Genomic DNA, 20,652 nt, shown 5'->3' on the forward strand with positions numbered 1-20,652 from the left:
GTCCCCGGTCATGACGCCCACCCACGAGCCCGGCGACTCCGAGGCCAGCCCGGACCCAGCCCAGCCGGGCACAGCCCAGCCGGACACGGGCGCAGCTCCCGTCCGGCACCTGCCAGGACACATCGCGGCGGCCCTCGCCGGCGCCGGCGGCCCGACCGACTCCGCCGGTCAACCGTGGGCAGGACGCAGCCTGGCCGGGGATGACGCGAAGATCCACAATTTCGAGGACGACGACGGTGCCGCCGACGCCGGCTATCTGGCCGCCGTGGCCCGGCTCGCCGACGGCGCGGGCGACGAAGCCGCCGTCGTGGCCGCGCTGGCCACCGCCCGGGTCTTCGTGCCCATCCTCGCCCAGCTCGCCGAGGAGGGCGAAGGCGCCGGCGGCCTCCATGCAGACAAGCAGGCCGACATGGCCCTGGTCACGCTCAAGGCCCCGGACGGGCGCACGGCCATGCCCGTCTTCACCTCGGCGGCGGCGCTGGAGGCCTGGCACCCTGACGCCCGGCCCGTCGCCGTCTACGCGGCCCGGGCGGCCCTTTCCGCCGTCGCGGAGGGTGCCGAACTGCTGGTGCTGGACCCTGGCGCCGACGTGACGTTCGTCGTGCGCCGGCCGGCCGTCTGGGCCCTTGCCCGGCAGCAGGAGTGGACGCCTTCGTACGCTGATCCGGAACTCGCGCAGGCCGTCGGGGAAAGTGCGGTTGGCTTTCCGGCGGTCCGCCGTGTTGAAATTCATCCCGGGGGTGGAATTGCCTCGGCTACGGCCGATGGCAGGAGGCTCCCCGGCGGGGGAGCAGGCCCGGAACTCCGCGTGGTCCTGTACCTTGAAGACGGACTCGACGCCGCCGGCGTGCAGTCCATCGTTGCGGGCCTCAACGACGGCTGGGCAAGGAATGAACTTTTTGCCGAGCGTGTTGATTCGATCGAGGTCAAGCTGCAGCGCGCAGCACCATAGCTGACGGTCCGACGGGGGAACTTCCCGGTGCTGCCGTGGGCAGTACCAGAAGGAAGTTGTCCGTGAATTTCGCGCTTTACCGGGAGCTGCTCGCTGTCCGGCCCGTCCGCAGGCTGCTGCTGGTCGGGATGATCGCCCGCATCCCGCACTCGGCAGCGGGCGTGTTGCTGACCCTGCACATTGTCCTGTCGCTCGGGCAGGGCTACGCGGCCGCCGGGGCAGCGGCCGCCGTCATGACCATCGGCATCGCAGTGGGCGCGCCCTGGCGCGGACGCCGCGTGGACACCGTGGGGCTGCGCAAAGCTCTGATCCCCTCGGTCATTTCCGAGACCGTCATCTGGTCCGTCGTGCCGCACGTGTCCTACGAGGTCCTGCTGCCGCTGGTGTTCATCGGCGGCCTGCTGACACTGCCCATCTTCAGCGTGGTGCGCCAGTCCCTGGGTGTCCTGGCGACCGGAGACCGGCGCCGCACTGCATTCGCCCTGGACGCCATCGCCACCGAGCTCGTCTTCATGATCGGCCCCGCGGTCGGTGCCGTGGTTGCCACCAGCGGCCAGTCCGTCCTGGGCCTGACAGTCGTCGGGGTGGCCACATCCGTCGCCGGACTCTTCCTCATGTGGTTCAACCCGCCCACCCGGAGCGCGTCCCCGGATGCCGGACTCGACGCGGAGGAGCTGGAGTGCGCGGAGGCCGCCGTCGTCGCCGCAGCCCCGGCACACGTCCAGGAGGCCGCGGCCGAACTCGCGCCCCTGGCGGCCGCCGCCGAGGAGCGGCAGCGGCGCGCGGGCCTGAGGCACCGCATGGTCCACAACTTCAGCTGGTTCACCCCCGCCGTAGCCGCCGTCTTCGCCGTCGCAGCCGGTGCCGGCATGGTCCTCAGCGGCACCGACGTCGGGATCGTGGCGGCCCTGCAGACCGGCGGCCACGAGTCCGAGATCGGAATCGTCTTTCTCTTCTGGTGCGCGGCCTCAGTGGTCGGCGGGCTGCTCTACGGGGCCATGCACCGGCCCGTCTCGCCGATTCTGCTGCTGCTGGGCATGTCGGCCCTGACCATCCCGATGGCCTTCGCGACCGACACCTGGACCCTCAGCCTGCTCTCGCTGTTGCCCGGGCTGCTGTGCGCGCCCGTGCTGTCCGCAGCCTCGGAAAAGGTCGCTGAGCTTGTTGACGAGAGCCGGCGCGGCGAGGCCATGGGCTGGTACGGATCCTCGCTGACCGGCGGAGTGGCGCTGGGCGCCCCGCTGGCGGGCCTGTTCATCGACGTCATCGGCCCGTCGGCCGGCTTCCTGTCCGTGGGAATCGCGGGGGTCGCCCTCTGCCTCGTGGGACTGTCCCTGCAGCAGGTGCGGCGGCGCCGCCTGGCCAACGTCTGACGGCGCTTAACGACGACGGCGGCAGGCGGACCGCTGTGGTCCGCCCGCCGCCGCGTGGTGGCTGGCGATGGTGCTGAGTTTGACCGGGCCCTAGTTGACCGGGCCCTAGTTGACCGGGCCGGTGTACTTTTCGCCCGGGCCCTTGCCCGGCGGGTCCGGGATGATCGACTCCTCGCGGAAAGCCAGCTGGAGCGAGCGCAACCCGTCACGCAACGGCCCCGCGTGCTGCGAACCGATTTCCGGTGCCGCGGCCGTGACCAGGCCCGCCAGGGCGGTGATCAGCTTGCGGGCCTCGTCGAGGTCCTTGAGTTCCTGCGCGTTGTCCTCGGCGGCGAGGCCGAGCTTCACTGCGGCGGCACTCATCAGGTGCACGGCGGCCGTGGTGATGACCTCGATGGCGGGAACTTCGGAGATGTCGCGGATCTGCTGCGAGACGTCGGCCTGGGCGGCTGCGGGCTCGAAGACGTGGGAATTACTGTCTGAAGTGCTCATGCTGGTAAGCTTGTCACAGACCGACTGAATGTCGTTATTTTGCAGTGCTTCCGGTTGATGCCTTCCAGCGAAGGCCTCGGTTTGAGGTTGGTGCCCGGTCGCGCGTGTATGCGTTGAGACTCATATGTGCGTTGAACGGGTATCTGTCTGTAGAATCGGCTTTAGTTTGCAAGCGGAGTTCTCTCCCACCCGCGTCAGCCGCGAAACTCCCTTCGGGGAGCCCCTCCTTCGCAGGAGTCAAGGTTGCCGGGTACCTGGTCGGGCACGACTCCGGACTCCGGTCCGGCGGACGTGCATGCCACCCCGTTGGGGCGGCAGCTCCGATCTAGAGGCCTTCGATTGCTCCGGCAATTGGGGGCCTTCTCTTTTTGCCGGTGGAATACCCCTCACGAACACAGGAGCTTTAACATTAGCGAGCCAAGAATCAATGAGCGTATCCGCGTCCCCGAGGTGCGGCTGGTCGGCCCTGCAGGCGAACAGGTAGGAATTGTCCGTATTGAGGATGCCCTGCGTTTGGCTGCCGAAGCCGATCTGGATCTCGTTGAAGTTGCACCGCAGGCCAAGCCTCCGGTGTGCAAGCTGATGGACTTCGGCAAGTACAAGTACGAAGCCGCTGTCAAGGCGCGCGAGGCCCGGAAGAACCAGACCAACACGGTCCTGAAGGAAATCCGCTTCCGCCTGAAGATCGACACCCACGACTACGAGACAAAGCGCGGCCACGCGCTCCGCTTCCTCGGTGCCGGTGACAAGGTCAAGGCCATGATCCAGTTCCGTGGCCGCGAACAGCAGCGCCCCGAGATGGGCATCCGCCTGCTCCAGCGCTTCGCCGATGACGTCGCCGAAGTCGGCGTGGTGGAGTCCAGCCCGCGCATCGATGGCCGCAACATGGTCATGGTGGTGGGCCCGCTGAAGAACAAGGCCGAAGCCAAGGCAGAAGCCCGCCGTGCAACGCAGCGCGCTGAAGCCAAGGCGGAGAACGAGGCCAAGGCAGCCGCCCGCGTCGACGTCTCCGGCGGGAACGCACCGCTGACCCAGTCGCTCTCAGACCTCCTGCCGGAAGGCTTCGGCGCAGCGCCGGAGGCTCCCGCGGCCGAGGCTGCCGAGCCCGCAGCAGCACCGGCCCCGGCCGAAGAGGTCAAGGTCGAAGAAGCCAAGGTCGAACCGGCTCCGGTCGAAGAAGCCAAGGTCGAGGCGGCCCCGGCCGAAGAAGCCCAGGCCGAAGCGGCCCCGGCCGAAGAAGCCAAGGCCGAAGCGGCCCCGGCCGAAGAAGCCAAGGCCGAAGAGGCCCCGGTCCAGGAAGCACTGAAGGAGGCCGCTCCGGCCGCTGCGCCGAAGCCTGTTGCCGCCCCGAAGCCGGTCCCGAGGCCTTCGGCTCCGAAGCCCGCCGCACGGCCGGCCGCCCCCCGGGCTGCCGCCAAGCCCGGCAGCAAAAAGACGAACTAGTTCACGGTTGCCGGACAGCAATGTCCGGCAGCAGGCAACCAGCACGCCGCCCGCAGGGGCGGCTGCACGAAAGAGCTGCAGACTTTTCTGCGGATACGTAAGGAGATCGGTTCCCATGCCGAAGATGAAGACCCACAGCGGTGCTAAGAAGCGCTTCAAGCTGACCGGCAGCGGCAAGCTGCGCCGTCAGCAGGCCAACCGCCGTCACTACCTCGAGCACAAGTCCAGCCGTCTGACCCGTCGCCTCGCCGGCGACAAGATCGTCTTCAAGGGCGACGCCAAGGTCATCCGGAAGATGCTGGGCATCTAAGTTCCAAGTTCACTGACCGTCAGCCACCTGGCGGCGGTCAACTACCAAAAAGCCTTCTCAGGCCGGCCGGAGCATTCCGGCAGTAGATGCTTGGGATCAGAATTTTCGAAGGAGTACGCACGTGGCACGTGTGAAGAGGGCGGTCAACGCCCACAAGAAGCGCCGGGTTATCCTTGAACGCGCAAAGGGCTACCGCGGACAGCGTTCGCGCCTTTACCGCAAGGCCAAAGAGCAGCTGCTGCACTCGTTTGTGTACAGCTACGGCGACCGCAAGAAGAAGAAGGGCGACTTCCGCCGCCTTTGGATCCAGCGCATCAACGCTGCATCCCGCGCCAACGGCCTGACCTACAACCGCCTGATCCAGGGCCTGAAGGCCGCTGAGGTCGAGGTTGACCGCCGCATGCTGGCCGAGCTCGCCGTTTCCGACGCCACCGCCTTCGCCGCGCTGGTCAACGTTGCCAAGGACGCGCTCCCCGCTGACACGTCCGCTCCGGCTGCCCAGGCCGAGGCCCCGAAGGCTGCCAAGAAGGCTCCGGCCAAGAAGCCTGCCGCCAAGAAGGCTCCGGCCGAGGCCGCAAAGTAGCACCCGCAGCCGTCCAGGCATTGCGCCGTTCAAGAACAGGCTGCGAGAGCAACTAAGGTTCTTATATGAACGAAACCGGGCGCCCGCAAGACTTTCCACTCTCCAATCCCCGAGCCGATCGGGTGAGGGATGTGGCAAAGCTTGCCGGGCGCCCGGCCCGTTTAAAGCGCGGGCAGTTCCTCGCCGAAGGCCCCCAGGCCGTGCGCGAGGCGCTGGTGTTGCACCGGAAAAGGATTGCGGCGGGGGAGCCGGGGATCGTCCGCGAGGTGTTCGCCAGCGAGGCGTGCCTGGACCGGCACCCGGAACTGGAGAGGCTGGCCGAGGGGACCAATGCCCGGATGGCCACCGACGACGTGCTGGCCGCCATGGCGGACACCGTGAATCCCCAGGGGATCATCGCCGTATGCACCTTTGTCGACGTCGGCCTGGACCAGGTGCTGGACGCCGCACCGCGGCTGATCGCCGTCCTGTGCCAGGTCCGGGACCCCGGCAACGCCGGCACCGTCCTCCGCGCCGCCGATGCCGCCGGTGCCGACGCCGTGGTCCTCACCAACTCCAGCGTGGACATTTACAATCCCAAGGCGGTCCGTTCGACGGCAGGCTCGCTCTTCCACCTCCCGATCGTCCTCGGCGCCGATGTGGCGGAACTCGTGGCCCGCTGCAAGGAACGGGGGATCGGTGTGCTCGCCGCCGATGGCTACGGCCAGTTGAACCTGGACCGCCTCCAGGATGAGAACGCGGCCCGCCGGCTGGGGGCCTCCACCGACGGTTCGGTTTATGCGCTGGAAAATCCCACCGCGTGGCTCTTCGGCAATGAGGCCCAGGGCCTGTCCGAGGACGAAATCGCCCTGGCTGACCACCGCGTGGCGGTGCCGGTCTACGGGGAAGCCGAAAGCCTCAACCTCGGTACCGCCGCGACGGTCTGCCTCTACGCCAGCGCCCGGTCCCAGCAGCCCCGATAGGCTCCGGCGGCCCGCCCTACGCGGAAGGCGCGCCAGGCAGCCCGCACGGACAACAAGCACACAACGAGGGCACAAAAAAGGCGGGGCCCGCCTAAAGGTGGGCTCCGCCGTCGTGCTGTCTTCTGTCGTTCTATTTCTGTCCTACTTGCCGCCGCCCTTTGTCTTTGGCCCTAGTGTTCGTTGGGCTTCGTCCGTTGGGCTTCGCGCTGTCCGTAGGGCTTCACGCGAGGTGCGCGGTCAGCTGTGCAGAGTTATGTGGTGGTCTTCTTGTTGCGTCCCGTGATGGCGCCGTAGACGCCTGCAACGACGAGACCGCCGACAATGGCCAGAAGCCAGGAACCGAGGTTCCAGAACTGCATCGTGCCGCCGCCGAACAGAAGATCACCGATCCAGCCACCGACAACCGCTCCGACCACGCCGAGGACGAGACTGGTAACCCAGCCGCCGCCGACCCTGCCGGGCATGACTGCCTTGACGATTGCACCTACTATGAGTCCGAGAATGATCCAGCCAAGAAAGCCCATGTCTCCTCCTACATATTCGTCGGCATCCAAATTGTGGATCCCGAATATGGCTTCAAGCTAACATAGGCCGGATTACTTGTCAGCAGGGGAGTGCCCAATCGTTACGTGGCCGGATTGGTCCCTGCCGCGGTTCGTCGGCCGCCCGGAAACAGGTACGGTAATTCCTGCGGACGCCGGACTTTTCCGGTGCCCGGAATAAATTTCGTAAGACCCCGGAAAAACCCTTGAGGAGAAGCACACGTGGCTGCAAATGGCGGTACCAAGGCAATACTCGCGGCGCTGGCCGCCAACCTGACCATCGCCGTCCTGAAGTTCGTCGCCTACTTCCTGACGCTGTCCTCGTCGATGCTGGCCGAGGCCATCCACTCGATCGCCGACTCGGGGAACCAGTTGCTGCTCCTGCTCGGCGGCAAGCGCGCGCAGCGGCAGGCCAGCCAGGAGCACCCCTTCGGGTACGGGCGTGAGCGCTACATCTACGCCTTTATCGTCTCAATCGTGCTCTTCAGCGTCGGCGGCCTGTTCGCGCTCTACGAGGCATGGGGCAAGCTCCAACACCCGCACGGCATCGAAGGGGACTTCTGGTGGGTGCCCCTGGCTGTCCTGGTCGGCGCCATCATCGCCGAGTCGTTCTCCTTCCGGACGGCGATCGCCGAGTCCAACCCCCTCCGCGGGAAGCAGAGCTGGGTCAAATTCATCCGTAACGCCAAGCAGCCCGAACTCCCGGTGATTCTCCTCGAGGATTTCGGCGCCCTGGTGGGCCTCGTGTTCGCGCTCTTCGGGGTGGGCCTGACGCTCATCACCGGCAACGGCGTCTGGGACGCGCTCGGCACCGCCATGATCGGCCTGCTGCTCGTGGCGATCGCCGTGGTCCTGGCCATGGAAACGAAGTCCCTGCTCCTGGGCGAGTCGGCCACCCGCGATGACGTGGCCAAGATCCGCGCCGCGATCGAAGCCGGCGGCACGGGCATCATCCACTTGAAGACCATGCACCTTGGACCCGAGGAACTGCTGGTGGCAGCCAAGATCAGCATCGGCCGCTCGGATTCGGGCCAGGACATCGCCAAGGCAATTGACGACGCCGAGGTCCGCATCCGCGCGGCTGTCCCGATTGCCCGGGTCATCTACCTCGAACCGGATGTGCAGCGGGTCAGCGCCTCTTGACCGGCCGCCTCTTGACCGGCCGCCGCCGGCCGCCTAAGCGGCCAGCGGCCGCCTGCGCTCCACGACGCCGCTGATGGCAGCGACGCCGAGTCCGAGGACGGCGAGCACGGCCCCCACGAGCGCCGGCGCGACATAGCCCCAGCCCCACGCGATGACGAGGCCCCCGAGGAAAGCGCCCAGGGCGTTGGCGACGTTGAGCGCCGCGTGGTTGAGCGAAGACGCCAGGGAGGGCGCGTCAGGGGAGGCATCCAGGAGACGGGTCTGCAGCGCCGGAACCAGCATGGAGCCTGCGGCCCCGACCACGAAGACCATGACCAGCGCCGACCACACCCAGTGGACGGCGACGGCGTAGACCACCAGGGCCACGGCCGTGGCGGGAAGCACCCGGTAGATGGTCCCCATGACGGACCTGTCAGCGATGCGGCCGCCGATAATGTTGCCCACCACCATGCCGACTCCATAGAGGGCCACGACCAGCGGAAGCCAGGGCGCCGGCAGGCCCGCGACCGACGTCATGGTATGGGAGATGTACGTGTAGGTCGCGAAGAACCCGCCGAAGCCGACGATGCCGACCAGGATGGCGAGCCACACCTGAAGCCGCTTCAGCGCGCCAAGTTCGCGGCGGAAGCTGGCATCGGCGTGCGGCTTCTGGAACGGGACGAACTTCCAGAGCATCGCGAGCGTGATGACGCCGATCAGGCCGACCAACAGGAACAGGAGCCGCCACCCGTAGCTCTGGCCCAGCCAGGTGGCGAACGGTACGCCGATCACGTTGGACACCGTCAATCCGGCCATGACCATCGAAATCGCCCAGCCGCGCTTGGTCGGCGCCACCAGGGACGCGGCAATGACGGCGGCAACACCGAAGAACGCGCCGTGGGGCAGCCCGGCGGCGAACCGGGAGACCAGCATGGAGCCGTAGTCCGGGGCGAGGAACGAACTGAGGTTGGCGATGCTGAAGAACAGCATCAGCCCCAGCGCCAGATGCTTGCGCGGCAGCCTTGCCCCGACTGCGGCCAGCACGGGTGCACCGATGACGACGCCGAGGGCGTAGGCCGAAATCAGGTGGCCGGCCTCGGGAGTGCTGATGTTCAGGCCCTGCTCGATCTCCTTGAGCAGGCCCATCATGGTGAATTCCGTGGTACCGATGCCAAAGCCGCCCATGGCCAGCGCAATGATGGCGAGGGCAAGGTGACGGGTGCCGGTTTCGGACTGGGCCGGGGCGTGTGTAGTGGTTGTCATTCGTCTTTTCGTCGGTGATGTCCGGGCGTGCCGGGAAGAATCGGCAAGAAAAACCTGCTTTATAAAACGGGGAGGGCGCGCCGGATATTCCGGGAGCGGTCAGGCAGCACCTCCACCATTCTCCCTTACCCCGCCCCGGCCGCCGCGCCGGACTTAGACTGGGGTGCGTGACTGGACTCATCAGCGTCGTCGGCGGCGCAGTAGTGGACTCCCTGGCCGAACCAACGATGCTCCTGGCGGCGCGGCGCACGGCACCCCCGCAGTTCGCCGGAATGTGGGAATTCCCCGGCGGAAAGGTGGAACCCGGCGAAGCCGCCGAGGACGCCTTGCACCGTGAGCTCCAGGAGGAGTTGGGGGTGCTGGTGCGGCTCGGTCCCGAACTGCCGGGGGCATCCGCCGCGGGCTGGCCGCTCAACGCGAAGGCGGCGATGCGGGTCTGGTTCGCCGAACTTGCCGACGGCGAGCCGCGGCCCCTCGAGGACCACGACGAACTTCGCTGGCTCGACCTCCGCACCCCCGACGCCGTCCGCGGCCTGCCCTGGATCCCGGCGGACTTTCCGATTGTTGAGGCCCTCCTGGCGGCGGTCGGTGCCGCCGGACCGCGCGGGGCGGGCGCAGGCCTGGTGCGCTGACGGCGGACACCCCGGGCATTCCCGTCCTACGGCCTCTCGCCAAATCCCCGGGCATGTGCCTACTCTGAACGCAATCGAGAGGAGTGGCCCGTGCAGGTCGGTGTCGGACGAGAGCAACGCGCCGGAGAACGCCGGGTCGCGGCCACCCCCGAGACGGTGCGTCAGCTGACCTCCGTCGGCCTCGCCGTCCTGGTGGAGAGCGGCGCCGGAACCGAGGCCGGGTTCGCGGACCCGGCGTTCAAAGAGGCCGGCGCCACAGTGATTTCAGAACTCCCGTTCCCAGACCTGGACGTGCTGTTGCATGTCCGTCCACTCACCCCGGAAACGGTGGCCAGGCTTCGTCCCGGCGCCGTCACGGTAGGCCTGGCGTCGCCGGCCTCGGAACTGCCGACCGTCCGCGCCCTGGCGGCCGCCGGGGTCACCGCCTTCGCCCTTGAACTCCTTCCGCGGATTTCCCGGGCCCAATCCATGGATGCGCTCACGTCGCAGTCCCTGGTTACCGGCTACCGCGCCGTGCTCGAAGCCGCGGTCCGGTACCCGCGGTTCTTCCCGCTCTACATGACGGCGGCGGGCACCATCCCGCCGGCGAGGGTGCTGGTCCTCGGGGCCGGGGTTGCCGGGCTGCAGGCGATCGGCACCGCGAAACGCCTCGGTGCCCGGGTTTCCGCCAACGACATCCGTGCCGCCTCCGCCGACGAGGTCGCCTCGATGGGCGGGACGTTCATCAACCTGGACCTCGATGCGGCGGCCGAAGGCGCCGGGGGTTACGCCAGGGAACTGGGCGAGGACCGGGCCCAACGCCAGCGCAGTCTCCTGGCCCCGCATGTCGCCGCGGCCGACGTCCTGATCACGACTGCAGCCATCCCGGGACGGGCCGCCCCCTTGCTTGTGACCGCCGACATGGTGGCCGGCATGCGGGCCGGGTCGGTCGTCGTCGACCTCGCCGCGGACTCCGGCGGCAACGTCGAAGGCGTGGTCGCCGGGCAGGACATCCAGGTGCCGGTCGAGGGCGGCACGGTCACTCTCGTGGGCCTGCAGGACGCGGCATCCGCGATGCCCTCGGATGCGTCGCGGCTTTTCGCCCGGAATGTCAGCAACTTCCTGGCCCTCATGACCGACGCCGGCCAGGTCGCCCCGGACTTCGGCGACGACGTCGTCGCCGGAACCTGCCTGACGCACCGCGGCGCCGTGCGGCACGCCCCCACGGCGGCGGCACTGGCAGGGGACGCATGATGGGGCCGGTCACCCTGCTCACAGTGGTCGTGCTGGCGGTGTTCGTCGGCTTCGAGGTCGTCTCCAAGGTGACCAGCAAGCTGCACACACCGCTCATGTCCGGCGCCAATGCCATCCACGGCATCATCCTCGTCGGTGCGATCATTGTGGCCGGACAGGCCGGCGATCCCTGGGTGCTTGGCATCGCGCTCCTGGCCGTCGTCCTGGCGACCGTCAACCTGGTGGGCGGCTTCGTGGTCACGGACCGGATGCTGGAGATGTTCTCCCTGCACAAGCCGCACAAGCCCGCGCGGACGTCCGCGCCCAACGCGCCGGAGACGGGTCCCGCCCCGGCCGGCGGCGCGGCGGGCGGGGGGCCGCCGGGCGGGGGATCGTCGGGCGACGGCGTCACGGGGGAGGCCCGGTGAGCCTCCTGACCCCGGAATGGACTGCCCTGCTCTACCTGGTGGCCGCCGTCTGCTTCATCCTGGCGCTGAAGGGCCTGAGCTCGCCGAAGACCGCCCGGCGCGGCAACACCATCGGTGCCGCCGGCGCGCTCGTGGCGGTTGTCACGGTGTTTTTCTCGGCCCGGCTGGAGAATATCCCGCTGATCGTGGCCGCGATCGCCGTCGGCTGCGCCGTAGCGGTTCCCGTCGCCCGGCGGGTGCAGATGACCCAGATGCCGCAACTGGTGGCCCTGTTCAACGGCGTCGGTGGCGGCGCCGCGGCCCTGGTCGCCGCCCTCGAACTGAGCCACAGCGCGGATCCCTGGGTCCGGCTCGCCGTCGTCTTCACGATGCTGGTGGGCGCTGTGTCCTTCGCGGGCTCGGCGGTGACCGTGGGAAAGCTGCAGGATGTCATCAGCACCCGTCCGATGCTGTTTCCCGGGATGCCTTGGGTCATGGGTGCCGCGCTGCTGGGGGCGGTCGTCTCCGGGGCGATGGTGGTCATGACCGGGTCTGCCGGCTGGTCGCTGGCGCTGCTGGGCCTGGGGCTCGCGGCGGGTTTGCTCCTGGTGCTGCCGGTCGGCGGGGCTGACGTGCCGATCGTGATCTCGCTGCTGAATGCCTTCACCGGGCTCGCGGTGGCCGCGTCCGGCGTGGTCCTGGGCAACGTGCTGCTCCTCGTCGCCGGAACGCTCGTCGGGGCGAGCGGCACGATCCTGACCAAGGTCATGGCCTCGGCCATGGGCCGCGGCGTTACCGGCATCATGTTCGGCGCCTTCAAGGGCGGCTCGACGGCGGGTTCCACCGCCGTGAGCGACCGGCCCGTCCGCTCGTCCTCGCCGGAGGACGTCGCCGTTCAACTCGGCTACGCCCAGCGCGTGGTGATCGTTCCCGGCTACGGGCTCGCCGTGGCGCAGGGACAGCACACCGTGGCCGAGCTCGCCACAGCCCTGGCCGACCGCGGCATCGACGTGGTGTTCGCCATCCACCCCGTGGCCGGACGCATGCCGGGCCACATGAACGTGCTCCTGGCCGAGGCCGATGTGCCGTATGAGTCCCTGCGGGAGCTGGCGGAAATCAATCCCGAGTTCGCGAGCACGGACATCGTGCTGGTGGTCGGCGCGAACGACGTCGTCAACCCGGCCGCCAAGTCCTCGCCCGGCTCGCCCATCTACGGGATGCCGATTTTGGACGTGGTGCAGGCCCAGCAGGTGGTGTTCCTCAAACGGTCCATGCGGCCGGGGTTCGCCGGCATCGAGAACGATCTCCTGCACGACCCCAAGACCACGCTCCTGTTCGGGGACGCAAAGGATTCCCTGTCCCGGGTGCTCGGCGCCGTCAAGGCACTCTGAGGCCCGCTCGTTTCAAAAGAGTGTGGGCTGGGCCGCGTTGCCGGCATGCCGGGCCGGTGCATGTCCGGCCGTGTTCGGGATGCTTCCGGCGGGGTACTGGGCTTCCTCCTCCCGGGCATCGGCGCTAAGGTCCCGGTGGCTGAAGCCCTGTGAGCCGGAGAAGCCGTGCCGATCCTTGAAGTAGCGGATGCGCCCGGCCAGCCAGGTCCGGTATTCCTTGGATGCGTAGGATCCGCCGCCGTAGAGGCGGCGGTATTTGCCGGCAAGGTGCGGGTGTTCGCGGGCGATCCATTGCATGAACCATTCGCGGGTCCCCGGCTTGAGGTAGAGCGCGCCGGCCGTGACCCCGGTGGCGCCCGCGGCTGCGAGGGCGCCGAAGAGGGAATCGAGGGCGTCGTCGCCGTCGGTGAGCCAGGGCAGGATGGGCATGGCCATGACGCCGCAGGGAAGGCCAGCCTCCCGCAGCCGCGAGATGAGCTTCAGCCGGGCCCGCGGCCCGGGCGTTCCCGGTTCCACGGCCTCGGACAGTTGCTCGTTCGTCATGGCCAGCGAGATGCCCACACCGACGGGCACCTGGGCCGCGGCATGCTTCAGGAGCGGAATGTCGCGGGCCAGGAGCGTGCCCTTGGTGAGGATGGACAGGGGCGTGCCGGAATCGGCGAGGGCGCCGATGATGNCGGGCATGAGCCGGTAGCGGCCCTCGGCGCGCTGATAGGGGTCCGTGTTGGTGCCGAGGGCCACGTGCTCGTGCCGCCAGCCCGGTTTGGCCAGTTCCTTGCGCAGGACCTCTGCCGCGTTGACTTTGACCACCACCTGGCTGTCAAAGTCCAGGCCGGCATCGAAGTCCAGGTAGGTGTGGCTCTTGCGGGCAAAGCAGTACACACAGGCGTGGCTGCAGCCGCGGTACGGGTTGATGGTCCAGTCGAACGGCATCCTGGAACCGGCCACCACTTTGTTGAGCACCGATTTGGCAGTGACCTCATGGAAAGTGATGCCGGCAAACTCAGGGGTGGACACCGACCGCACCAGGCCGGCCAGCGGGAGCAGCGCGTCAGGGCGCGGTGGCGCCGGGGACTTTGCAGCCGCTGAATCAGGACGCGGAGACTCCGCGGCCGGGGTGCCGGGAGAGTCGCGCTCCAGTGCTTGTGCGTCCCATCTCATCCCTATATTCGAATGTATGTTCGATTAGATGTCAAGGATCCCCTGACCGTTGCCCTGACCGTTGCCCTGACGATTGACCGGAAGCCGCCGCCGGCGCGGTGTACGCTTCGCGAACTGGCCTTGCAGCGACGCGACGCAGGGCACATCTATGGGGGTAGGAAACAGTGAAGCATCGAAGCCTGGGAGCCGCGGCCGCGGGAATGGCACGGTTTTCGTTCCGAACCCTGCTGAGGGCACCGTGTCCGTCATCGCGCCCCAGGGATCGACGGTGGACCGCACTGTCACCGTTGGGGCCGGCGCGGTGGAAGTGGCGGACACGAAGGACGGCGCCGCGTACGTGACAAACCAGGGCGAGGGCACGGTCTCGGTGATCCCTCCCGGGGGGGGACGCCGTAGGAAGGCAGTCCAGCGGGAGCGTCTTGTTAGGCTGGGGCGATGATCCTCCTGACCGGGTTTGAACCGTTTGGCGGCGCCACGATCAACCCGTCCTGGGCCGCAGCCCGGTCGGCGGCGCGGCTTCTCGCTGGCGACGGGCACGACGTCCAGGCCGTGGAACTGCCCTGCGTCTTCGGGGCCTCAGCCCGCGCGCTCGAGGACGCTGTGGAGCGCTTCCGGCCCGAGCTGGTGCTGTGCGCCGGGCAGGCCGGCGGGAGGGCGCGGATCTCGCTCGAACGCGTCGCCATCAACTGTGACGACGCCCGGATCCCCGACAACGCCGGCAACCAACCCGTCGATGAACCCGTGGTGGCCGGCGGCCCGGCGGCCTATTTCACGTCCCTGCCCGTCAAGGCGGCGCTCGCGGCATTGGCCGCGGAACAGATCCCCGCCGAGGTGTCCCAGAGTGCGGGGACGTATGTGTGCAACCACGTCTTCTACGCGCTCATGCACGCCCTGCGGAGGTACCCGGACACCAGGGGCGGCTTCGTGCACGTCCCCTACGAAGACTCACAGCTGCCGGCCGGCAGCAGCGCGCCGTCCCTGCCGGCGCCACAGCTGGCGGCGGCGCTCGCCGTCGTCGTCCGTACTGCGCTCAGGACGACGGCGGACCTGAGGCTGGCCGCCGGCGCGACGCACTGACCCTCAGCCGAGCAGTTCCCACACGACGCCGAGAGTGGCGGTGACGCTCGACTCGCCGGCCTCGACCGTGAGTGATTCCGCCGCCACCGCCCGCTGCATCTTCGCCACGGGGACGGGCGCCTGGAATCCGGACTGCTGGGTGAGCGTGAGAACCTTGCCCAGGCTCGCCCCGGACAGGGCGGCGTAGTGCTCCGCCGTGGTCCGGGCATCCTGCCAGGCGGCCTCCCGGGCCTGGGCCTCCACGGCGGCGGGATCGGTGAAGCCGAGGCTCAGCCCGTTCAGCCGGACGTCGTCGCCGCCGGCGGCAACGGCCGCGGCCAGGATCTCCGAGGACGAGGACAGGCTGCGGATCCTGACGGTGAGGGTGCTCGAGGCCGCGTAGCCGGTCACAACCTGGCCCTTTCCGTCCTGCCAGTTGACCTCGGCCCGGACGTTGAGGCCGGAGGCGGACATGTCCGCGCTGTCCACCCCGTGCTGCCGCAGCGCCGCGGTGATTGCGGCGGACCGGATCCCGGCGTCGCCGTAGGCCCCGGCCACGGTCTCCCGGCGGCACTCCACTCCGATCGACAGGGTCAGGAGGTCCGGCACGGCCTCCGCGCTGCCGGTTCCGGTGACCGAGATGCTTCTGGGGCTGTCTGTCATTTCAGGCCTCGTAACGTTCGGGGGCGGCGGTGCCGCCCGTTTTTCGGTGTGTCCGGGGAACGGCCCCACGACCGCCGGCGCGGGGATACCCGCCTGCTTCCAGCCCCGCCTGCCGCTCGAAGAAATTCGCGCTGCCAGGGTTGCCGGTACGCCACAGCGACCAGCCCGCGGCAATGAGGTACAGGGGCAGGAACGGCAGCCCCAGGCACCAGGCGTATTGGGTGCTGTGGCGCTCTTCGTGCCCCAGCAGCACCGGATTGGCGCGGGCCGCCTCCTGGCCGGCCCGGAACAGGACCACGTTCCCGACCGTAAAGGCCGCGGCAAAGGGCAGCCGCCAGCCGTAGCGGGCCGCGATCAGCAGTCCCCGCGGACCGGGCCTGATGTCCGTCCCGGCACAGCCGGCTATCAGCAGGCCCAGGAGGGTGGACCCGTTGAGCATGTTGGCGACCTGCCGCAGCCGTTGTCCGGACGTCATGAGGCCATGGTAGCCGGGGGTGCTCTCGGGGCAGGCGGCCGGGCTGCCGCTCCGGCAGGGGAGCCCAGTCGCAGGCGCCGTCACGTTCCGGCGGGCGTTGACTCGCCGTCGGCAGCCGTCTACTAGACTGGAGGCGGTGCCCGCCGGAGCGTTTTCGCCGGCAGTGCACCACGACCTGTGACCATAAGCCTTGCCGACAACCCGTGACCGTGCCGCGTGCTCGTCCCGGTGCCGCCGGCATGATCCGACTCGTAGCTAAGAACAGTAGATGACTGAAACTTTGCCGGGCGCCGCCGTCCCGAATCCTCTGGATGAAGCCGCCATCACCGCCGCCGTAGACCAGGCGGTTGCCGCCATCGCCGCCGCCGCGACCCTCGACGAACTCAAAGCCGTGCGCCTGGCGCACACCGGCGAGAAGTCCGCGTTGAGCCTCGCCAACCGTGAGATCGGTGCGCTGCCCAAGGACCAGAAGGCCGCCGCCGGCAAACTCATGGGAGCCTCCCGGGGACGCGTCAACAAGGCGCTCGCGGACCGCACGGCGGAACTGGAAGCCGAGAACGACGCGCGGATCCTCGTCGAAGAGACCGTGGATGTCACCGCGGCGCCCCGCCGGCGCCGGGCCGGTGCCCGGCACCCGCTCTCGACGCTGCAGGACCGCGTCGCGGACATCTTCGTCGGCATGGGCTGGGAAATCGCCGAAGGACCCGAGGTCGAGTCCGAATGGTTCAACTTCGACGCCCTGAACTTCAAGCCGGACCACCCCGCCCGCGACATGCAGGACACGTTCTTCGTCGAGCCTCCCGAGGCGCACCTGCTCATGCGCACGCACACCTCGCCGGTGCAGGTCCGCTCCATGCTGGAACGCGAACTGCCCATCTATGTGTTGTGCCCGGGCAAGGTGTTCCGCACGGACGAGCTCGACGCGACGCACACCCCGGTCTTCCACCAGTTCGAGGGCCTGGCCATCGACAAGAACCTGAGCATGGCGGACCTCCGCGGCACCCTGGAACACTTCGCACGGCAGATGTTCGGCGAGGAAGCCCAGATCCGACTCCGCCCGAACTACTTCCCGTTCACCGAGCCGTCCGCCGAGCTGGACATCTGGCACCCCGGTGCCAAGGGCGGCCCCAGCTGGATCGAATGGGGCGGCTGCGGCATGGTCAACGCCAATGTCCTGCGCGCCGCCGGGATCGATCCGGACATCTATTCAGGTTTTGCCTTCGGCATGGGCATCGAGCGCACCCTCATGTTCCGCAATGAGGTCGGCGACATGCGCGACATGATTGAAGGCGACGTACGTTTCAGCGAGCACTTCGGGATGGAGATCTAACAGTGCGTATCCCCCTTTCCTGGCTGCGCGAATTCGCGCAGGTCCCGGCCGGCGCGAGCGCCGAGGACGTCATGGCCGAACTCGTCAAAGTCGGTTTTGAAGAAGAAGCAGTCCACCGCCCTACGGACACCCTCCAGGGCCCGATCGTCGTGGGCCAGGTGCTCAGCATCGTCAAGGAGCCCCAGTCCAACGGCAAGACCATCAACTGGTGCCAGGTCCGGGTGGTCCCCGAGGGCCGGGAGCAGACCCTGACCGGCGACGGCATCGACCCCTCCGGCGTGCAGGGCATCATCTGCGGCGCGCACAACTTCGTCGAAGGCGACAAGGTGGTGGTCACCCTCCCCGGTGCCGTGCTGCCCGGCGACTTCCACATTTCCGCGCGCAAGACCTACGGCCACCTCTCCGCCGGCATGATCGCCTCCGTGCGTGAGCTCGGCATCGGGGAGGACCACGACGGCATCCTGGTGCTGTCCCGGATCGGCCTGGACCCCGAGCCGGGCACCGACGCCATGGAACTGCTGGGCCTCTACGACCAGGCCGCCGAGATCAACGTGACCCCGGACCGCGGCTATGCCTTCTCTATTCGCGGCGCGGCCCGCGAATACGCACACGCCACCGGCACCGCGTTCACCGACCCCGCATCGAAGGTGCAGGCCCCGGACGTGCTCTCCGGCGGCTACGGCGTCAAGCTCAACGACGACGCCCCCATCTACGGCAAGCCCGGCTGCGACCGCTTCGTGGCCCGCACCGTCCGCGGCGTGGACGCCACCCGGCCCACCCCGCCGTGGATGACCGCCAGGCTCCGGCTCGCAGGCATCCGCTCGATCTCCCTGCCGGTGGACATCTCCAACTACGTCATGCTTGAGCTCGGGCAGCCGAACCACTGCTATGACCTCGACAAGCTGGCCGGCGACATCGTGGTGCGGCGCGCCACCGCGGGGGAGAAGATCACCACCCTGGATGACAAGGAGCGCACGCTCGACGCCGAGGACCTGCTGATCACGGACGACTCCGGACCCATCGGGATTGCCGGCGTCATGGGCGGCGCCCACACCGAGGTCTCGGACTCCACCACGAACATCCTGGTCGAGGCCGCGCACTTCGACGAAGTCTCGATCGCCCGCTCGCGCCGCCGCCACAAACTGCCGTCCGAGGCGTCGAAGCGCTTCGAACGCGGCGTGGACTGGCAGGTGGCCGGAGTCGCAGCCCAGCGGGTCGTGGACCTGCTGGTCGAGCTCGCCGGCGGGACGGCCGACGAGGCCGGGACCGACGTCGGGACGGCGCCGGACGCCGTCACCATCGAACTGCCGGCAGGATACGCCGCAGCCCGGATCGGGATCGACTTCACCGAGGACCACATCGTCACCGCCCTCGAGGACCTGGGCGCCGTCGTCGAGGAAAACGGCACCGGCCACACGGTGACCGCCCCGAGCTGGCGCAACGACCTCGAAACCCGGGACGACCTCACCGAGGAAATCGCCCGCCTGGTCGGCTACGACAAAATCCCGGCAACCCTGCCGGTGGCACCGCCGGGCCGCGGCCTGACCCGCATCCAGCAGCAGCGCCGCCGCCTGATCCAGGCCCTCGCCGATGCCGGACTCACCGAAGTGCTCGCCTACCCGTTCGTGTCCAAGGCCGCCAACGACACCTTCGGTGTCCCGGCCGAGGGCGCCGAACGGACGGCGCTCAAGCTGGCCAACCCGATCAGCGAGGAGCACGGCTTCCTGCGGACTTCGATCCTGCCGGGCCTGATCGAGGTGGCCAAGCGCAACCACTCCCGCGGGTTCCGCGACCTCGCCCTTTTCGAGGCCGGAAGCGTGTTCCTGCCCGGCGAACAGCTGGGAACGGCCTCGATCCCGCCGCTCGGCGTCAAGCCGGGCGATGAGGTGCTGGAGGCCCTGTACGACGGCGTTCCGGACCAGCCGCTGCACGTCGCCGCGGTGTTCACGGGTCACGACTCGCCGGCCGCCCCGGGCCACACTCCGCGGGCCTGGGACTGGGCGGACGCCCTTGACGTTGCCCGGCTCGCCGGCGACGTACTCGGCGTCGAGCTTCTCGTCACGCAGGGCCGCCACCAGGCGTTCCACCCGGGCCGGGCCGCGCAAATCGAACTGCGCACCGGCGAAGTGGTGGGCTACGCCGGTGAACTCCACCCGAAGCTGCTGGCGGCCTACGACATGCCGGCCCGCTCCGTGGCGCTGGAGCTGAACGCCGATGCGCTCTTCGACGCCGCTGCCGACGTGATCGTCGCCCGGCACATCTCCACGTACCCGGTGGCCACCCAGGACGTCGCCCTCGTGGTGCCGCAGGATGTCCCGGCCGAAGAGGTGCTCACGGCGCTGCGCGACGGCGCCGGCGAATTGCTCGAGGATGTCGCCCTGTTCGACGTCTACGCCGGCAAGGGCATCGAGGACGGCAAGAAGTCGCTGGCGTTCAGCCTGCGGTTCCGCGCCGCCGACCGCACCCTGACGGCGGACGAGGCATCGGCGGCACGTGAGGGTGCCGTGGCCGTTGCCTACGAACGCTTCGGGGCGGTGCAGCGCTGACTGCTGCGCTGAACACCGCGCCAAGGAACTGAAAGGGCGGGCCATGGCATCACACCTCGTTGTGCGGGCCTGCCCGCCCTTTCGCGTCCCGGGCGACGAGCGGGCGCTGCTGGACGGCCCGGAACTGGAGCGGGCGCAGGCCATGGCGGCGCGGACCCGGGAGGATTTCCTCGCCGGGCGGGTGGCGCAGCGGCGGTTCGCTGCCGGGCTGTTGGGCGTGGAGGCGTCGGACCTCACCGCCTGCTACAGCTGTCCCCGTTGCGGCACGGGCGCGGAGATCTCCCACGGCCGGCCCGGCTACCTGCTCCGGGGCGCGCCCGCCCCGCTGCTGCTCAGCCTGTCCCGCGCGGCGGGATGGACCCTGCTGGCCGGAGTCGTGGACCCGGACCCGGGCCTGCGCCTGGGCATCGACGCCGAGGACCCGGCGCGGACGGACTTCGAGGGATTCGATGCCGTGGTGCTGACCCCGGCGGAACAGGCGGACCTCGCCGGCCTGCACGGTGCCGCACTGCTGCGCGGCCGCGCCCGGCTGTGGGCGCGCAAGGAGGCCTGGCTCAAGATGACCGGCACGGGCCTGCGGACGGCTCCGAACACCGTCGACGTCCGGCAGGACGGCCAGGACGGTCCCGCCGGCCGCCCCGGACTTCGGGACCTCCCGGGGTCTGAAACCGGACTGCCGGCGGAGCTGGTCGCCGCCGTCGCCCTGGCGGTCAATTCCTGAGAGACGAGCTTCAACA

Annotated in this window: 21 protein-coding genes; 15 read left to right on the forward strand and 6 right to left on the reverse strand. The window is 69.0% G+C overall.

Features of this window, described 5'->3' with window-relative positions; translation table 11 throughout:
- The first annotated feature begins 10 nt into the window (after positions 1 to 10).
- Both CFN17_RS14280 and CFN17_RS14285 read left to right on the forward strand, forming a co-directional pair.
- Positions 11 to 952, forward strand: a complete 942-nt coding sequence (locus CFN17_RS14280; protein WP_208748427.1) for an SseB family protein — start codon at positions 11 to 13, stop codon at positions 950 to 952.
- Positions 953 to 1,014: 62 nt separating this feature from the next.
- Positions 1,015 to 2,325 (forward strand): MFS transporter, encoded by a 1,311-nt coding sequence (locus CFN17_RS14285; protein ID WP_208748428.1) that lies wholly within the window; start codon positions 1,015 to 1,017, stop codon positions 2,323 to 2,325.
- Between the two features lie 105 nt (positions 2,326 to 2,430).
- Here the strand turns inward: CFN17_RS14285 and CFN17_RS14290 are convergent, their stop codons facing one another.
- Complete coding sequence (locus CFN17_RS14290) at positions 2,431 to 2,817, reverse strand: DUF1844 domain-containing protein (RefSeq protein WP_208748429.1); 387 nt, start codon at positions 2,815 to 2,817, stop codon at positions 2,431 to 2,433.
- A 450-nt stretch (positions 2,818 to 3,267) separates the two neighbouring features.
- Here CFN17_RS14290 and infC point away from each other — a divergent pair, with 450 nt between their 5' ends.
- The 4 genes from infC to CFN17_RS14310 all read left to right on the forward strand — a co-directional run bounded on the left by infC (position 3,268) and on the right by CFN17_RS14310 (position 6,115).
- Positions 3,268 to 4,260, forward strand: coding sequence for a translation initiation factor IF-3 (gene infC / locus CFN17_RS20095; protein ID WP_395925179.1), 993 nt, complete (start codon positions 3,268 to 3,270; stop codon positions 4,258 to 4,260).
- A 115-nt stretch (positions 4,261 to 4,375) separates the two neighbouring features.
- Positions 4,376 to 4,570: a 50S ribosomal protein L35 gene (gene rpmI / locus CFN17_RS14300; RefSeq protein ID WP_009358635.1), complete on the forward strand. Its 195-nt coding sequence runs from the start codon at positions 4,376 to 4,378 to the stop codon at positions 4,568 to 4,570.
- Between the two features lie 121 nt (positions 4,571 to 4,691).
- Positions 4,692 to 5,153, forward strand: coding sequence for a 50S ribosomal protein L20 (gene rplT / locus CFN17_RS14305; protein WP_208748431.1), 462 nt, complete (start codon positions 4,692 to 4,694; stop codon positions 5,151 to 5,153).
- Positions 5,154 to 5,218: 65 nt separating this feature from the next.
- Complete coding sequence (locus CFN17_RS14310) at positions 5,219 to 6,115, forward strand: RNA methyltransferase (RefSeq protein WP_208748432.1); 897 nt, start codon at positions 5,219 to 5,221, stop codon at positions 6,113 to 6,115.
- A gap of 251 nt (positions 6,116 to 6,366) precedes the next feature.
- Here the strand turns inward: CFN17_RS14310 and CFN17_RS14315 are convergent, their stop codons facing one another.
- Entirely contained in the window at positions 6,367 to 6,639 is a 273-nt protein-coding gene (locus CFN17_RS14315) for a GlsB/YeaQ/YmgE family stress response membrane protein (RefSeq protein ID WP_208748433.1), read from the reverse strand.
- A gap of 240 nt (positions 6,640 to 6,879) precedes the next feature.
- On the opposite strand from CFN17_RS14315, the gene CFN17_RS14320 reads away from it, so the two are divergent.
- Entirely contained in the window at positions 6,880 to 7,800 is a 921-nt protein-coding gene (locus CFN17_RS14320) for a cation diffusion facilitator family transporter (RefSeq protein WP_208748434.1), read from the forward strand.
- Between the two features lie 33 nt (positions 7,801 to 7,833).
- Here the strand turns inward: CFN17_RS14320 and CFN17_RS14325 are convergent, their stop codons facing one another.
- Positions 7,834 to 9,042: an MFS transporter gene (locus CFN17_RS14325; RefSeq protein ID WP_208748435.1), complete on the reverse strand. Its 1,209-nt coding sequence runs from the start codon at positions 9,040 to 9,042 to the stop codon at positions 7,834 to 7,836.
- Between the two features lie 167 nt (positions 9,043 to 9,209).
- On the opposite strand from CFN17_RS14325, the gene CFN17_RS14330 reads away from it, so the two are divergent.
- The 4 genes from CFN17_RS14330 to CFN17_RS14345 all read left to right on the forward strand — a co-directional run bounded on the left by CFN17_RS14330 (position 9,210) and on the right by CFN17_RS14345 (position 12,684).
- Positions 9,210 to 9,674, forward strand: a complete 465-nt coding sequence (locus tag CFN17_RS14330) for a (deoxy)nucleoside triphosphate pyrophosphohydrolase (protein WP_208748436.1) — start codon at positions 9,210 to 9,212, stop codon at positions 9,672 to 9,674.
- 90 nt (positions 9,675 to 9,764) lie between these two features.
- Positions 9,765 to 10,907, forward strand: a complete 1,143-nt coding sequence (locus CFN17_RS14335; protein ID WP_208748437.1) for a Re/Si-specific NAD(P)(+) transhydrogenase subunit alpha — start codon at positions 9,765 to 9,767, stop codon at positions 10,905 to 10,907.
- A complete protein-coding gene (locus CFN17_RS14340; protein ID WP_395925186.1) occupies positions 10,904 to 11,314 on the forward strand; it encodes an NAD(P) transhydrogenase subunit alpha in 411 nt (136 codons plus the stop codon). The genes CFN17_RS14335 and CFN17_RS14340 overlap by 4 nt, the downstream gene beginning before the upstream one ends.
- Positions 11,311 to 12,684 carry an NAD(P)(+) transhydrogenase (Re/Si-specific) subunit beta gene (locus CFN17_RS14345; RefSeq protein WP_208748438.1) on the forward strand — a complete coding sequence of 458 codons (1,374 nt, stop codon included), beginning with the start codon at positions 11,311 to 11,313 and terminating at the stop codon, positions 12,682 to 12,684. The genes CFN17_RS14340 and CFN17_RS14345 overlap by 4 nt, the downstream gene beginning before the upstream one ends.
- A gap of 12 nt (positions 12,685 to 12,696) precedes the next feature.
- On the opposite strand, the gene CFN17_RS14350 is transcribed toward CFN17_RS14345, so the two are convergent.
- Entirely contained in the window at positions 12,697 to 13,845 is a 1,149-nt protein-coding gene (locus tag CFN17_RS14350; protein ID WP_208748439.1) for an Rv2578c family radical SAM protein, read from the reverse strand.
- A gap of 435 nt (positions 13,846 to 14,280) precedes the next feature.
- On the opposite strand from CFN17_RS14350, the gene pcp reads away from it, so the two are divergent.
- Positions 14,281 to 14,922: a pyroglutamyl-peptidase I gene (gene pcp / locus CFN17_RS14355; protein WP_208748440.1), complete on the forward strand. Its 642-nt coding sequence runs from the start codon at positions 14,281 to 14,283 to the stop codon at positions 14,920 to 14,922.
- A 3-nt stretch (positions 14,923 to 14,925) separates the two neighbouring features.
- Here the strand turns inward: pcp and CFN17_RS14360 are convergent, their stop codons facing one another.
- A complete protein-coding gene (locus CFN17_RS14360; RefSeq protein WP_208748441.1) occupies positions 14,926 to 15,564 on the reverse strand; it encodes an SIMPL domain-containing protein in 639 nt (212 codons plus the stop codon).
- A gap of 1 nt (position 15,565) precedes the next feature.
- Positions 15,566 to 16,039, reverse strand: coding sequence for a DUF4157 domain-containing protein (locus CFN17_RS14365; RefSeq protein ID WP_208748442.1), 474 nt, complete (start codon positions 16,037 to 16,039; stop codon positions 15,566 to 15,568).
- Between the two features lie 268 nt (positions 16,040 to 16,307).
- On the opposite strand from CFN17_RS14365, the gene pheS reads away from it, so the two are divergent.
- Genes pheS through CFN17_RS14380 form a run of 3 tightly spaced genes read left to right on the forward strand, consistent with a single transcriptional unit; the run spans position 16,308 to position 20,636 of the window.
- Entirely contained in the window at positions 16,308 to 17,369 is a 1,062-nt protein-coding gene (gene pheS / locus CFN17_RS14370; RefSeq protein ID WP_208748443.1) for a phenylalanine--tRNA ligase subunit alpha, read from the forward strand.
- 2 nt (positions 17,370 to 17,371) lie between these two features.
- Entirely contained in the window at positions 17,372 to 19,915 is a 2,544-nt protein-coding gene (pheT, locus tag CFN17_RS14375) for a phenylalanine--tRNA ligase subunit beta (RefSeq protein WP_208748444.1), read from the forward strand.
- A 43-nt stretch (positions 19,916 to 19,958) separates the two neighbouring features.
- Positions 19,959 to 20,636 (forward strand): 4'-phosphopantetheinyl transferase superfamily protein, encoded by a 678-nt coding sequence (locus CFN17_RS14380; RefSeq protein WP_208748445.1) that lies wholly within the window; start codon positions 19,959 to 19,961, stop codon positions 20,634 to 20,636.
- Positions 20,637 to 20,652: the final 16 nt, after the last annotated feature.

Origin of the sequence: Arthrobacter sp. PM3, assembly GCF_003352915.1 — a bacterium.
Classification (GTDB): Bacteria; Actinomycetota; Actinomycetes; order Actinomycetales; family Micrococcaceae; genus Arthrobacter.

What these genes read in the sequence shown, in the direction of transcription:
- CFN17_RS14315 (WP_208748433.1), bottom strand. Translation starts at nt 6,639, where the DNA reads ATGGGCTTTCTTGGCTGGATCATTCTCGGACTCATAGTAGGTGCAATC.
- CFN17_RS14290 (WP_208748429.1), bottom strand. Translation starts at nt 2,817, where the DNA reads ATGAGCACTTCAGACAGTAATTCCCACGTCTTCGAGCCCGCAGCCGCC.
- CFN17_RS14360 (WP_208748441.1), bottom strand. Translation starts at nt 15,564, where the DNA reads ATGACAGACAGCCCCAGAAGCATCTCGGTCACCGGAACCGGCAGCGCG.
- pheS (WP_208748443.1), top strand. Translation starts at nt 16,308, where the DNA reads ATGACTGAAACTTTGCCGGGCGCCGCCGTCCCGAATCCTCTGGATGAA.
- pcp (WP_208748440.1), top strand. Translation starts at nt 14,281, where the DNA reads ATGATCCTCCTGACCGGGTTTGAACCGTTTGGCGGCGCCACGATCAAC.
- CFN17_RS14380 (WP_208748445.1), top strand. Translation starts at nt 19,959, where the DNA reads ATGGCATCACACCTCGTTGTGCGGGCCTGCCCGCCCTTTCGCGTCCCG.
- CFN17_RS14325 (WP_208748435.1), bottom strand. Translation starts at nt 9,042, where the DNA reads ATGACAACCACTACACACGCCCCGGCCCAGTCCGAAACCGGCACCCGT.
- CFN17_RS14310 (WP_208748432.1), top strand. Translation starts at nt 5,219, where the DNA reads ATGAACGAAACCGGGCGCCCGCAAGACTTTCCACTCTCCAATCCCCGA.
- rpmI (WP_009358635.1), top strand. Translation starts at nt 4,376, where the DNA reads ATGCCGAAGATGAAGACCCACAGCGGTGCTAAGAAGCGCTTCAAGCTG.
- CFN17_RS14365 (WP_208748442.1), bottom strand. Translation starts at nt 16,039, where the DNA reads ATGACGTCCGGACAACGGCTGCGGCAGGTCGCCAACATGCTCAACGGG.
- CFN17_RS14280 (WP_208748427.1), top strand. Translation starts at nt 11, where the DNA reads ATGACGCCCACCCACGAGCCCGGCGACTCCGAGGCCAGCCCGGACCCA.
- CFN17_RS14340 (WP_395925186.1), top strand. Translation starts at nt 10,904, where the DNA reads ATGATGGGGCCGGTCACCCTGCTCACAGTGGTCGTGCTGGCGGTGTTC.